This window comes from Dysgonomonas mossii DSM 22836, from assembly GCF_000213575.1.
Classification (GTDB): Bacteria; Bacteroidota; Bacteroidia; order Bacteroidales; family Dysgonomonadaceae; genus Dysgonomonas; species Dysgonomonas mossii.
Window position 1 is genome coordinate 562,803 of sequence record NZ_GL892005.1, and the last position, 12,774, is coordinate 575,576.

The 12,774-nt window shown below is 36.2% G+C and carries 13 protein-coding genes; 7 read left to right on the forward strand and 6 right to left on the reverse strand.

The genetic code is table 11. The annotated features are described in order from the left end of the window. Positions 1-62: 62 nt before the first annotated feature. The 4 genes from ettA to HMPREF9456_RS05900 form a co-directional block, all read right to left on the reverse strand. Positions 63-1,751 (reverse strand): energy-dependent translational throttle protein EttA, encoded by a 1,689-nt coding sequence (gene ettA, locus HMPREF9456_RS05885; RefSeq protein ID WP_006842563.1) that lies wholly within the window; start codon positions 1,749-1,751, stop codon positions 63-65. A 5-nt stretch (positions 1,752-1,756) separates the two neighbouring features. Beyond that, entirely contained in the window at positions 1,757-2,314 is a 558-nt protein-coding gene (locus HMPREF9456_RS05890) for a DUF1697 domain-containing protein (protein ID WP_006842564.1), read from the reverse strand. Between the two features lie 13 nt (positions 2,315-2,327). Continuing rightward, on the reverse strand, positions 2,328-3,983 hold the full coding sequence (locus HMPREF9456_RS05895; protein ID WP_006842565.1) for an AMP-binding protein: 1,656 nt from the start codon (positions 3,981-3,983) through the stop codon (positions 2,328-2,330). Positions 3,984-4,081: 98 nt separating this feature from the next. Beyond that, positions 4,082-5,011, reverse strand: coding sequence for a LysR family transcriptional regulator (locus HMPREF9456_RS05900; RefSeq protein WP_006842566.1), 930 nt, complete (start codon positions 5,009-5,011; stop codon positions 4,082-4,084). 228 nt (positions 5,012-5,239) lie between these two features. Here HMPREF9456_RS05900 and HMPREF9456_RS05905 point away from each other — a divergent pair, with 228 nt between their 5' ends. The 3 genes from HMPREF9456_RS05905 to HMPREF9456_RS17610 all read left to right on the forward strand — a co-directional run bounded on the left by HMPREF9456_RS05905 (position 5,240) and on the right by HMPREF9456_RS17610 (position 6,804). Next, on the forward strand, positions 5,240-5,902 hold the full coding sequence (locus HMPREF9456_RS05905) for a YceI family protein (protein ID WP_006842567.1): 663 nt from the start codon (positions 5,240-5,242) through the stop codon (positions 5,900-5,902). 76 nt (positions 5,903-5,978) lie between these two features. Then, positions 5,979-6,476 carry a dioxygenase family protein gene (locus HMPREF9456_RS17605; RefSeq protein WP_018074808.1) on the forward strand — a complete coding sequence of 166 codons (498 nt, stop codon included), beginning with the start codon at positions 5,979-5,981 and terminating at the stop codon, positions 6,474-6,476. Between the two features lie 28 nt (positions 6,477-6,504). Further along, positions 6,505-6,804 carry a class III extradiol ring-cleavage dioxygenase family protein gene (locus HMPREF9456_RS17610; RefSeq protein ID WP_147591719.1) on the forward strand — a complete coding sequence of 100 codons (300 nt, stop codon included), beginning with the start codon at positions 6,505-6,507 and terminating at the stop codon, positions 6,802-6,804. A 16-nt stretch (positions 6,805-6,820) separates the two neighbouring features. Here the strand turns inward: HMPREF9456_RS17610 and HMPREF9456_RS05920 are convergent, their stop codons facing one another. Further along, positions 6,821-7,759 carry a hypothetical protein gene (locus HMPREF9456_RS05920; RefSeq protein ID WP_006842570.1) on the reverse strand — a complete coding sequence of 313 codons (939 nt, stop codon included), beginning with the start codon at positions 7,757-7,759 and terminating at the stop codon, positions 6,821-6,823. Positions 7,760-8,072: 313 nt separating this feature from the next. Between HMPREF9456_RS05920 and HMPREF9456_RS05925 the strand changes: the two genes are divergently transcribed. From HMPREF9456_RS05925 to HMPREF9456_RS05945, 4 genes are all read left to right on the forward strand, one after another. After that, positions 8,073-8,453, forward strand: a complete 381-nt coding sequence (locus tag HMPREF9456_RS05925) for a hypothetical protein (protein ID WP_006842572.1) — start codon at positions 8,073-8,075, stop codon at positions 8,451-8,453. After that, a complete protein-coding gene (locus tag HMPREF9456_RS05930; protein WP_006842573.1) occupies positions 8,450-9,019 on the forward strand; it encodes an RNA polymerase sigma factor in 570 nt (189 codons plus the stop codon). Before HMPREF9456_RS05925 ends, HMPREF9456_RS05930 begins: the two co-directional genes overlap by 4 nt. A 344-nt stretch (positions 9,020-9,363) precedes the next feature. Further along, on the forward strand, positions 9,364-10,314 hold the full coding sequence (locus HMPREF9456_RS05935; RefSeq protein ID WP_006842574.1) for a tetratricopeptide repeat protein: 951 nt from the start codon (positions 9,364-9,366) through the stop codon (positions 10,312-10,314). A 790-nt stretch (positions 10,315-11,104) separates the two neighbouring features. After that, the gene (locus HMPREF9456_RS05945) at positions 11,105-12,070 is read left to right on the forward strand and encodes a helix-turn-helix domain-containing protein (protein WP_018074809.1); all 966 of its coding nucleotides are present in this window, start codon (positions 11,105-11,107) and stop codon (positions 12,068-12,070) included. An 85-nt stretch (positions 12,071-12,155) separates the two neighbouring features. Here HMPREF9456_RS05945 and HMPREF9456_RS05950 read toward each other — a convergent pair whose 3' ends face one another. Continuing rightward, a complete protein-coding gene (locus HMPREF9456_RS05950; protein WP_006842577.1) occupies positions 12,156-12,743 on the reverse strand; it encodes a DUF1287 domain-containing protein in 588 nt (195 codons plus the stop codon). Positions 12,744-12,774: the final 31 nt, after the last annotated feature.

The following is a 12,774-nucleotide window of genomic DNA, read 5'->3' on the forward strand; positions in this document are numbered from 1 at the left end:
TTGATTATCAATACTAATTAGACTATGTAATTTCTGTAACGTTGCATAAAACGTTACCTTTTTTAGTTCATAAGCTTACGATAGCGGATACGCCTTGGTTCAACGTTACCCAATCGTGCTTTTTTATTTTCTTCGTATTCGCTATAGCTGCCTTCAAAGAAGAAAACTTCCGAGTTTCCTTCAAATGCCAGTATATGAGTACAAATACGGTCGAGGAACCAACGGTCGTGGGAAATAACCACAGCACAACCTGCAAAGTTTTCGAGTCCCTCTTCAAGAGCACGTAAGGTGTTTACGTCAATATCGTTGGTCGGCTCATCCAGTAGCAACACATTTGCTTCCGATTTCAGTGTAAGTGCTAAATGCAAGCGGTTACGCTCACCACCCGATAATACACCTGTCAGCTTTTCCTGATCGCCTCCCGAAAAATTGAAACGAGAAAGGTAGGCACGTGCATTGATTTCCTTGCCTCCTACACGAACAAATTCACTCCCTCCGGATATTACCTGATATACCGTTTTGTTAGGATCTATATCAGCATGTGATTGATCTACATATCCTATTTTTACGGTTTCGCCCACTTCGAATGTGCCTTTATCCGCTTGTTCGAGTCCTTGTATCAGTCTGAAAAGCGTGGTTTTCCCTGCACCATTCGGTCCTATGATGCCCACAATCCCTGATGGTGGAAGCATAAACTCGAGATTGTCGAACAATAGTTTATCTCCAAATGCTTTGCCTACACCGTGTGCCTCGATAACTTTGTTTCCTAAACGAGGACCATTCGGAATGAATATTTCGAGTTTTTCTTCACGTTCTCTCTGGTCGGCATTCAAGAGTTTCTCGTAATCGTTCAAACGTGCTTTCCCTTTTGCCTGACGTGCTTTAGGGGCCATTCTTACCCATTCCAACTCACGTTCGAGGGTCTTGCGGCGTTTGCTTGCTTGTTTTTCCTCTTGTTCCATCCGTTTGGTCTTTTGTTCGAGCCATGAGGTGTAGTTTCCTTTCCAAGGAATACCTTCACCACGGTCGAGCTCAAGAATCCATCCGGCTACATGGTCTAGGAAGTAGCGGTCGTGGGTAATACAAATTACAGTTCCCTTGTATTGTTGGAGATGTTGCTCCAGCCAGTCAATTGATTCTGCATCAAGGTGGTTGGTTGGCTCATCCAGTAATAATACGTCCGGTTCTTGTAATAGCAAACGGCACAGAGCTACACGGCGAGCTTCTCCTCCCGAGAGGTTGGCTGCCAATTGGTCTTCAGGCGGACAACGAAGAGCATCCATTGCACGTTCTAGTTTATTATCTATATTCCAAGCGTCACTTGCATCTATCTTGTCTTGCAATTCGGCCTGACGTGCAAAGAGGGCATCCATTTTGTCCGGGTCTTCGTAATATTCAGGCAGACCGAATTTCTCGTTTATGCCTTCATATTCCTTTAGTACATCCATTATCGGTTGTACTCCTTCTTGCACAAGTTCTTTAACGGTTTTTGCAGGGTCGAGTTTTGGATCTTGTTCCAAGTACCCAACCGAGTATCCTTTATCTGATACAATTTCTCCCTGATACTCTTTGTCTATACCGGCAATGATCTTTAGTAATGTTGATTTACCCGAACCATTTAGCCCGATGATGCCAATCTTAGCCCCATAGAAAAAAGAAAGGTAGATGTTCTTTAATACTTGTTTTTGTGGCGGGTACGTTTTACCTACGCCAATCATTGAAAAGATGATTTTTTTATCGTCTACTGACATGTCTGTTATATAAAATTATTTGTACCTAATTCTACTAATTTATTTATTGTTTTTATATTTCGAGATGTGCAATGCTCATTTGCTTTCTGCAAAGCACTGGCTAATTTCGAATTTCTGATTGTTTTATCAAATAAAACATATACATCCCGATTAATTATTTCAAGCCTGTCATTTTCTTGTTTTCGTGCTGATATACGTTCTCTGTTAGCTTGAGATAAAGCTTCTCTATACAGAAATAAATAGAAAACTTCCCCTTCTGCATTTTGCTCCATCTCTCGAATATCACTCTCCGAAAAGGGGATGCAATTCAACAGTTGCTTTAACTCTGATAGGGTTCTTAATATAACCGCAATATTTAGTCCAAATGTTTCAAAAATAAATGCCTCTATTTTTGTCCCTAATGCTTCCTCTGTATCTTCTGATGTGAAAAGAATATTGCCGCTTTGGATATATGTTATAGCATCCGATATTCCCATGTTAGCAAACATGAGTTTCAGGTCGGACATCTTTATGATATTCTTCCCTCCAACATTAATTCCTTTGAGGAGAGCAATATATACCACCGTGGAATATTATTTATCGTTGATATAAGAATCGTTTTATACTCCGTTTTGGAGTTTTTTCGAATTCCTGTTCCTGTATTCTGAAGTTGGCAACTTGGCTATAGCTAGGAAGTCGCTTGTTAATAGATTTTCGTTCAGTAAGGAAGATGTCGGAATATTCACTTTCCTTTATATCATGCTTCTTCATATAGTCCTTGTCTGGGTATATGAGAGCGATCAGTTTTCCATTTTCTTCTATGATAAGCGATTCGGATACGAATGGAGAGTTGTTATAGAAACCTTCTATTTCTTCAGGATATATGTTTTGTCCCGAAGCTCCGAGTATCATCGTCTTGCTACGGCCTTTGATGAATATAAAACCATCTCTGTCCATTACGCCCAAATCTCCTGTACGTAACCATCCGGCTTCGTCTATGACATGCTTTGTTGCTTCTTCATTCTTGTAGTATCCAAGCATTACATTCTGTCCTTTTACCATGATTTCGCCTGTCTCGGTTTCTATATTCGACGATTCTATACGCACACTCATTCTGTCTACAGGACGTCCGCAAGATCCGGGTTTGTACGTTTCCCAATACTCGTAAGAAATCAGCAGCCCACATTCTGTCATTCCATATCCAACGGTGTATGGAAATTTTATGTCTGTAAGGAACTGTCCTACTTCTTTGTTGAGTGCAGCACCGCCAATCACAACTTCGACCAGCTTGCTTCCAAACATCGGTATTAGTTTATCTGCAATCTTTTGATATACTTTTTTTCTGAAGAAAGGAATTTTTATCAGTGTTTTCACCGGCTGCTTCTTTAACTCGGGAAATACTCGCATCTGTATGATTTTCTCAATAATCAGCGGCACAGCCAGTACCAAAGTCGGATTTACCTTCGCAAAGGCATCCATTATAATTTGAGGAGAAGGAACACGTGTCAGATAATGAATATGACAGCCTTTGGCGATGGATAATAAAACTTCAAAGGCTAATCCGTACATGTGAGCCATCGGTAGCATGCAGACAATACCGTCACCGGCTTTTACGAATTCAATATTATCTATAGCGAACCGTGTATTAGACCATAGGCTACGATAAGGAACCATAACGCCTTTCGGATTGCTTGTTGTTCCTGATGTATAATTTAGTACAGCTAATTCGTCAGGTAACTCGTCGTGTACAATAACATCCTCTTTCGTAAAGCCATTGGGATATTTTTTCAATAGTGCCTGATCTAAATTGGCACAGGATGCCAACAATTTGGCTGACCGTGATTTCTGTACAGAAAAGTCATCTATCAAAAGAATGGTTTCCACAGTCGGTATTTGTATCGGGTCTACTTTCGACCATACAAATTCATCGGCAAAGAATACTTTCGATTCTGAGTGATTTACTAGCGAATGTATGCTTTCTCCACTAAAGTCGTGCAGTATTGTTGTTATCACAGCACCATAGGTGAGGGATGCAAAAAAGGCAACTGCCCAGTTTGCTGAATTACGTCCGCAAATAGCTATTTTATCACCTTTTTGGACGTCCATATCTTCGAATAGAATATGCAATTGTGCCATCTTTGTGGCGAAGTCCTTATATAGGTATGTTTCGCCATTATAGTCAGTGAGAGCAGGTCGCTCCCAGTTGTTACATATTCCGTCTTTTATGAGGGTTAGAAATTTTCCGCTTTCCATATTTTAAATTGTACTAGGTAATGTATACAAATATACACAAAAAACTAACTTTTTTGTGAATTAGGTAGAATCATAACTTAATTTTGTTTTTTCGGCTGTTATACAGTTGTTAAATCTTCCATATTTGTATCTACGTGTTTTAAGATGAAAGATTTTATTTTTTCTACATACTGTGGCTGTGTTTTGTTTTTATTATAAGCCAAATAGAGTGTATTCGTTGCCGTGATAGTTCCTTTCCATAATGTCTTTACCCATTTCTTCTCTAATGCCTTTCCTGCTATTATGTCAGATGATACGGCAAGGCCACTATTGTTTTTTATGGCTTTTAGGATAGATACGTTATCAGGGATTACAGCATGTAACTTCAATATCGGGCGCTTTTTGAAGCTCTCACGCCAGAAACGTCTGATAAGAGGCAGGTTATTATCGTAGGCATACCACTTTTGGGTTTTAAGCCATTTCTCGGCTTCGCTCAAATTGTTTTTTGCTATTAGCTCATCAAATAGCATTGTGTCCATGTTGGTGTTGCATACAATCATAAATGACTCGGTGAATAGAGGTTCATAGGTGAGCGTATCATCAGATTTGCTCTGTCGGGTGATGATTGCAATATCCAGATCATTGTTGATAAGTTTACCTGTAAGTTCGTCTGCCAGTCCGTATTCAACCGTTAGGTGCAGGTCATCTTGATCGCCTATATGTTCGGCTAGGTAATCCGAAAAAAGTTCTGCCGGAGTGCCAAAGCGTATGCTTGGAGCTTTATTGAGTACAGTCCTTTTAAATTCGGTTTCAACTCGTTCGAGGTTATCTATTGATTCTACGATCTGCGTGTAAAGCTGTTTACCATACTCCGTCGGAACCATCTTGCGTGGCATTCGTATAAACAGAGGCTGCCCGATATAGCTCTCTAGGGATGCCAATTGAATGCTGACATTGGGCTGAGATACCATAAGCTCTTGCGAAGCCTTTGTGAGCGTACCATATTGATAAATGGCTTTAAATGTTCTGTACCATTCTAAGTTTACCATTATTGTTTGATTGCAAATTATAAATACATGAATTTGAACAATCTTTAGGGCTACATAGTTCTATATTTATGAGAAGTTATTAGCAACCAAAGACTAACAAAATACAAATCTATAAAATTTTTTATGATAATGTATAAATATTGCTATTTTGTAAATAGAAAATGATAGTTTAACTTTGTGTCATATTTAATAGAATAAATTGATTAGTATTTAAAAATTATAAATAATATGAAGACATATTTATTAGCCATTGCGGTAGTATTGTTTGCTGTGTCTTGCAATACAACAACGAAGAACAAGGTAGAAGGAACAGATGCTCAGTCGGCAGCAACAGGAACAGGTGAACAGTTGGTAGTAGATACAACAGCGTCTACCATTAAATGGAAAGGGTCTAAGGTTGGAGGAGACCATGTAGGAACAATCGCATTGAAGAGTGGACAGTTAGCTGTAAATGGAGAAGAAGTAGCTTCAGGTAGTTTTGTGATTGATATGAATAATATTGTAGATGAAGACCTTCCTACGCAGATATTAAAAGATAAACTGACAGGTCACCTTAAAAGTGGAGATTTTTTTGATGTCGCTACTTATCCCGAAAGTACATTTACTATTACTAAAATAGCAAAGGCTGCTCATCCTACCGATAGTGTAAACTATGAAGTGAGTGGCAACCTGAAACTGAAAGATGTAGAGAAAAATATTACATTTGGAGCTAAGATAACAAAAGAAGGAGATGTATATAAGGCTGTTACAGTTCCATTCTCTATAGATCGTACGCAATGGAATGTAAAATATGGATCTAAAACTCTTTTTGCAGACCTGAAAGAGAATATCGTAAACGATAATATTGAACTACAGATAACTATAGTAGCTAAGGCAGCTCAGCAACAATAAATATATTCATAAATAGGTAGATGAGATTCAGCTCTGATCGCAGGTCAGGGCTGTTTTTGTATATAAGATTAGAATTATGACTCTGAAAGAATTACATAAAAAGGTTATGTCTTTTGATGATACCCCTTTGATGCCTGTTGTTTTTGTAGGACATGGAACCCCAATGAATGCAATAGAAGACAATGAGTTTGTGCATGAGTGGAATCGGCTGGGAAGTGAATTACCAAGACCACGAGCTATTCTTTGTGTCTCAGCACACTGGGAAACAAGAGGTACATTTGTGACAGCAATGGATATGCCGAAAACAATTCATGACTTCTACGGTTTTCCAAGAGAATTATATAATCAGCGGTATGCTGCCCCCGGTTCTGAAGAATTGTCAGCTATCGTGAAAGATCATGTAAAAACTGTAGAGCTTGATTACGAATGGGGCTTAGATCATGGTAGCTGGAGTGTGTTGAAGCATATCTATCCTTCGGCTGATATACCTGTTGTACAGCTTAGTATAGATCACTTTAAGGGCCCTCAGTATCATTATGAACTGGCTCGCGAACTGTTTTTTTCTCCGCTCTAAAGGTGTTTTGGTAATCGGTAGTGGCAATATGATCCATAATCTCAGGATGGTGAAAGTAGAAAATGGAGACTTCAATACGGAATATGGTTATGATTGGGCGTTTGAACTGAATGATATTTTCAAAAATAAAATCCAAGACGAAAATCACAATGCTTTGATTGACTTTAGTGATCTACACGATTCTGCACGACTGGCTATTCCTACCCCGGAACATTATATTCCACTACTCTATATCTTAGCCTTACAAAAGAAAGGGGAGGAAGTCCGATTTTTTAATGATAAGGTTATAGCTGGATCTTTGAGTATGAAGTCTTTGATTATATCTTAAGGCGAAAGAAAATCCACTATTTTGTACTTACTATTTTATCTCCTCTAAAGTTTAATTGTCCTGCCGGATAAAACCATTGCTCTATATTGCCATTTTTTATGACTTCTGTAGGTTCACCCCATGCCAGGCGAGTCATATCTTTGGTCATACCAACTCTGATTTTGTTTTGCAATATGCGGCGAAAATTGTTTGTATTATATTTCTTTGTCAACTCACTCGCCTCAGTTGCTGTGTATATTTTTTTTATACCTTCATTGTTATTCAAAAGAGAGTAGGGGATTGCGGTTTTTATTCCGCCTTTGCTTTCTAATATCAGCGATAATCCATTATTTGTATTATCTATTGTCAGATCGGCACATTTCCACGTTTGCCCGGTTGTAAACGATAGCGCTTTTCCAGTAGAAAGATTGCGTGATATTTTTAGTATATCGTCTGATACAACATACTCTTTTCCCGTTTGTATTGCTTTCTGTTTTAGAAAAAATCCTGTAACGATAAATGGAAATGTATATTCTGAATCGACATTGTATTTATAAAACAATACGTCTCTACTCGATTTTTCCTGAAGTTTCAGATAATAATCATCTGCATAGTCTTGTTTGTTCGATTTTGCTTTTGGGTGATTCAAAACCTCCAAAACTTGGAAATATTTTCCTGCCAGATCTTCGTAGCGAGAATTGTAATTATCATTCGGTTTATAGATGTTCTTTTCATCGTTTAGTATGTCGTCATCCTTTTTATACTTGAGGATAAATCCACTGTACCCGTATTTTTGTGAAGATTTATCAAGGCCTTTAAGAAATAATTCTTGTCCTGTATATTGTAGAACATCTTTTCCAAGAAAGTTTCTAGTGCTGTCGTATGGGAGAATATCTATCTCTTGCTTTTTATTCTTTTGAGCAAATATTGAGCAACTCAGTAAAGCCAAGGCGGCTATCAGTAATGTTTTTCTCATTTTTTATATCTTAAAGCTGACAAAAGTAAATATATTCGGCTTGATGTTTGTTGTTAATGAATGAGATTTAGTTTTTTTAGTACTTAATAAAAATCTTTCTAAAATATTTTATTGACTCATTCGTCATAAATAACAGAGGTTGTTTTTTAGAATATTTTGGAGATAGAATAAATAATGGAAAAGAAAGATATAAGTAAAACCGCTATCCCTATAGCAATTATAGTTGCTTCATTACTGATGGCAACGATTAGTATACTTCATTTGTATTTCAGTGTGATAAAGTAAGAGTTTTAAGAATAAAAGGATAAACAATATGAAAAATTTTAAAAGAAAAAAGATTGCGTGCTTTTTTATATTTATTGCTGTTTTTGCAGCATCCATAGCTGTTGTAATGCTTCTGTGGAATACTCTGATACCTTCAATAATAGGGTGGACGACGATCAATTATTGGCAGGCTGCCGGACTTATGATACTGTCGAGGTTACTGTTGGGCGGATTTGGACATTTTGGTAAATTTGGAAGACATCCTCGCCATGACAAGCGTAATAAAGATTTCTACTATTGGCATGCATTGAGAGCAAAAATGAAAGATATGCCTCTCAGTGAGCGACGCGAATATATTCGGAAGCATATGAGAGAAAGATGTGAAGGAAGAGGTTTTGAATCAGATATGGCCAACGACGATAAAGAATGACGAACGACTTAGCTAAAGAACAACAGAATGTTACGGATATTTTCTATAAATATCGCGTGCAACTGAAAAATTATATAGCTAAACGAGTCTTTTCGAAAGAGGATAGAGAAGATATTTTGCAGAATGTTTTTTATCAATTATCAAAAATAGATATGATAGAAAAACCCATTGAGCAAATGTCTGCGTGGTTGTATTCTGTGGCCAATAATCAGATCATAGACCGTAGTCGCAAGCATAGGGAGGTGGATATGCCTTATGTGACAGCTAAAGATGATGAAGATACATTCTTGGCGGAGGTATCTAGTCTTATGTTTGATAAAGATGCATCTCCGGAAACTACATATTTGCGGACTTTGGTTTGGAAAGAACTGGACGCTGCTTTGTCCGAACTTCCGATTGAACAACGGGAGGCATTTGAGCTGACAGAGCTTGATGGCTTTTCTTTTAAGGAAATATCAGAAGCTACCGGAGTAAGTGTAAATACACTGATCTCTCGTAAGCGTTATGCTGTCCTTCATTTGCGAGAGAGGCTCGGTAATTTATATAAAGAGTTGTTAGAGGGGTGAAGATTGTTTGAGTGTTACTTTGTTGAATGCTTTAATAGTTTCATCTTCTAAAAAGACTGAGAGTGTATCGCTTTTAGTCTTTTTTTGTTTTTTATAAAGGTTGTAAAAGAGAATAATATCATATTTTATGTTAAAAGAGTAACTTCTTTATACTTTATGCGTTATTAATAATAAGAAGTATAACATTATTATTTCTAGAAATAATTATAATATCACTTTTTTATTTAAACACTACCATGAAGCACTTAACTGAGACAGATAAGTGCTTCTTTTTTATATAAATCAATTGAGTTTGAGTATTCGTTTTTTTTATACCTTTGCCAACATATATATCAATACAATTTATGCGCAAGACAAAGATGATTTCACAAACAGATAGCAAGTTATATTTCCTAATTCTTATTATATTCCCTTTAGTTTTTGGCTCGTGTAGATTGTTTGATAAAGATATCAGGCAAGATAAACATATTGTAGCCTTCAAACATCAGATGGGGCGGGTTGCAGATAGTTTAGACACACCGGCCGAAAGAATTAATGCCTTGAAGACAATATTAGAAAACATAGAAGCTGATAAGGACTTGATAACCCCTCGAAAAAAAAATAAGTTGCTCATAGAAGCAAACTATTATCTGAGCAATGAATACTTTAATGTCAAGAATTATAAAAAGGCAATAGAATGTACGGATATAGCAATCGGACTTGATACTACTGATGCTACCGGGTATTATAATCGGGGAAGTATTTACCAATCGATAGGAGATGATAGCCTTGCCATGAGGGATTATACGCAGGCTATCAGACTAAATAATAATTATGCCGATGCGTATTACAATAGAGGTATAATTTATGAAGTGGGCGGAGAATGCGAGAAAGCCCTTGAAGACTACAATCGGGCGATAAAAGAAGAACCAAAAAATGTAGCTGATATCTATAACAATAGAGGAAATATATATTTGTCTATGAAAGATACCAGCAAAGCATTAAGTGACTATTCGAGAGTATTGGAAATAGACACAGCTAATATAAATGCATATACCAACCGAGCCGAAATATATATACTCCGTCAGGAATTTGATAAGGCTTTAGACGATTGCAATAGAGGGCTTATGCTCGACCCTGAGAATATACGCCTATATTATAAGCGTGCTGCAATTTATGAGCGAAAGAAGGAATATGATGAAGCTATCGCCGATTATGAAAAAGTTTTGGACTTGGATAGGCATGATTTATATAAGGCTCGAATAAAAACCAAACAGTCTATAAAGAAACTAAAAACATTGGCTCGAAAAAGATAATATGACTGTTTAATATTATCCGATCTTTTGAAGAGTGCTTCATAATAACTAATCTCTTAAAACGATTTATAAAACTTATAACAACAAATGGATAGAATCTGTTTGTTGCTTTTTTGTCATGGACATTCGTTGTAGAAGTTTATCTTGTGATGTGTATATTTCAATATGTTTTTGGTGTATGTTCCTCTTTTTGGTGTATTTTTTTATAAAATCTCTTTTCTTTCCTCTTTTTTGATATTTGTTTGCTTTTTTGATATGCAATAAGGTTTACGATTCTTTTTGTAACCTTATGAATGAGGTAAGAAATTATACTTTTCTACCGTATTTTTGTGCTCTGAAAAATGTGATAAGAATACAATTAGAATTCCTTGTAATTGTTTCCAGACCTACTTTTGCATATTTATGTGGTTTTGTAAAACTAAACATATTATTCTCTTGTTTTTATATGATAATATTCAATATAATTCATAAACGAATGAACACAAAATTTGACAATAATAGATTTAAAATATCGGGCCAGTTAATGATGTTATTCTTCACTTTCACAATGCTGGAAGAAAAGCTCTTGCATAGGTGACAATTCGTTCTTATATAGAACTTTTAGGCTGCTCAGTGCTTGATATGAATGTCTAGATTAATGCTCTGGGTGCAGAGCTATAATATATAATACATCCGATCAAATATTCTAATCAATTAATATTATTGCTAATAATTTCAATAATTAATGAAGGCTTTAATATTATTAATATATCAAGATTTATTTCTAATCTTTCTCTACAAAATAAATATCATGAAAAATGAATTAAACAGCAAATTAATTATATCTATCAAAGAAGCCCTTCCTCCTCAGATAAAGGTTGCAACCTACTTAATGGATTTGCTTTCTTTAGGGCGTGAAGCCGTTTATCGTAGAATAAGAGGGGATGTGTCTTTTGACTTAGAAGAGCTCTCAATAATATCTAAGGCGTTAAATATCTCAATAGATGATGTTTTGGGAAAGAACGATGCTACAGCATTGTTTAGTATAGATATGATTCAAGAAGAAACGTTTTTTGAGCAATATTGTAATTCCTTGATTTTTTATACAGATATTTTTAGTAGAATGAAAGTGTACCCTAGCTCTCAGGTACAAGGGGCTAATAATGAGTTGCCTTTTTCATTTTACCTTTCTCATGAAAAAATAGCTAAGTTTTATTTGTATAAGTGGGTATATCAGCTTCAGACTTCCAAGCCTACTGTTCCGTTTTCTGAATTCTACTTGCCTCAGAGAGTTATATACCTGAATAAAAAGTATGTTTCAGAATCTAACTCTTGTTGTCATACAACGTCTATTCTATCTCAAAATGTTTTGTCTTCATTTCTGAATACAGTAAAATACTTTTATAAACTTAACTTATTGAATGATCAGGATATCGAAGATATAAAGAATGAGTTGTTGTGCATGTTGGAGAGATTGGAATCGATGTCTATTTCCGGGGTTTGGATGGATGACTTTGAATTTAACTTTTATATATCCAATATCGATTTTGATAGCACTTATAGTTATATGCAGTGTCCTGAATTCGAATTGTCTACGATACGTGTGTTTTCTATTAATGTAGTGAGATCGTTTACTCCTGAAATCTGTCAAGCCAATAAGAAATGGATCGAATCATTGAAACGCTATTCTACATTGATCTCTAAAAGTGGAGATTTGTACAGAACAGAGTTTTTTAATAATCAGAGAAAGATTGTACGTGATGTACTTCTCGACTGATTCTTGAAACATAAAGAGATAATGAGAATTATCTTATTATGTTATATTTAAGTACACTGAGTTTTTGCAGAGGCGAATATTGTATTTATTTGCCTCTGTATGTATAATGTCCTGTCACTTTATAGCTAAATAAGCAATCTTGCAAGACCTGTCCTTGCCCTATATTATGCACTATCAGTGGCCGTTTCTTATCCGTAGACATGCGGTCTGTAACTATGCCTATATGTGTAATCCCTCCGCCGAGATCCCATGTGACAATATCTCCGACAACATAGTCCTCTGCTTTATCTGAAATCTTTTTTACAGAGCCAAACCTACTAAAAAAAGTGGCTTGATTGGGTACTCTACGGTGATCGATATTCTTATCTGTTGATTTCATACCCCATTTTTTAGGATACTTGCTAAAGTTGACTTTCATATCTTCATGTATCTTTTTCTGCAAGTCTATGCCTAGTTTACGATATGCTCTTATTATCACATCTGTACAAACGCCTTTGTCTGCCGGCACATCTCCATTCGGATAAGGAATCTTATAATAGCGTGGATCATAAACTACTTTATCCTTAGTCAGTTCTATGGCTGCATCTGATAACCTTTTATAGAAATCGGTTTCTTGAGCACAAATGCCAATGGATATAATGAATGTAAAGAGTATGGTTAGGCTAAGTCTCATTCTTTATTTTTGGTATTTGTGATAAAGATAC

Excerpts from the sequence above, each read along its gene's own strand:
- ettA (WP_006842563.1), bottom strand. The coding sequence starts at position 1,751 with ATGTCAGTAGACGATAAAAAAATCATCTTTTCAATGATTGGCGTAGGT.
- HMPREF9456_RS05895 (WP_006842565.1), bottom strand. The coding sequence starts at position 3,983 with ATGGAAAGCGGAAAATTTCTAACCCTCATAAAAGACGGAATATGTAAC.
- HMPREF9456_RS05900 (WP_006842566.1), bottom strand. The coding sequence starts at position 5,011 with ATGGTAAACTTAGAATGGTACAGAACATTTAAAGCCATTTATCAATAT.
- HMPREF9456_RS05905 (WP_006842567.1), top strand. The coding sequence starts at position 5,240 with ATGAAGACATATTTATTAGCCATTGCGGTAGTATTGTTTGCTGTGTCT.
- HMPREF9456_RS17605 (WP_018074808.1), top strand. The coding sequence starts at position 5,979 with ATGACTCTGAAAGAATTACATAAAAAGGTTATGTCTTTTGATGATACC.
- HMPREF9456_RS17610 (WP_147591719.1), top strand. The coding sequence starts at position 6,505 with ATGATCCATAATCTCAGGATGGTGAAAGTAGAAAATGGAGACTTCAAT.
- HMPREF9456_RS05920 (WP_006842570.1), bottom strand. The coding sequence starts at position 7,759 with ATGAGAAAAACATTACTGATAGCCGCCTTGGCTTTACTGAGTTGCTCA.
- HMPREF9456_RS05925 (WP_006842572.1), top strand. The coding sequence starts at position 8,073 with ATGAAAAATTTTAAAAGAAAAAAGATTGCGTGCTTTTTTATATTTATT.
- HMPREF9456_RS05930 (WP_006842573.1), top strand. The coding sequence starts at position 8,450 with ATGACGAACGACTTAGCTAAAGAACAACAGAATGTTACGGATATTTTC.
- HMPREF9456_RS05935 (WP_006842574.1), top strand. The coding sequence starts at position 9,364 with ATGCGCAAGACAAAGATGATTTCACAAACAGATAGCAAGTTATATTTC.
- HMPREF9456_RS05945 (WP_018074809.1), top strand. The coding sequence starts at position 11,105 with ATGAAAAATGAATTAAACAGCAAATTAATTATATCTATCAAAGAAGCC.
- HMPREF9456_RS05950 (WP_006842577.1), bottom strand. The coding sequence starts at position 12,743 with ATGAGACTTAGCCTAACCATACTCTTTACATTCATTATATCCATTGGC.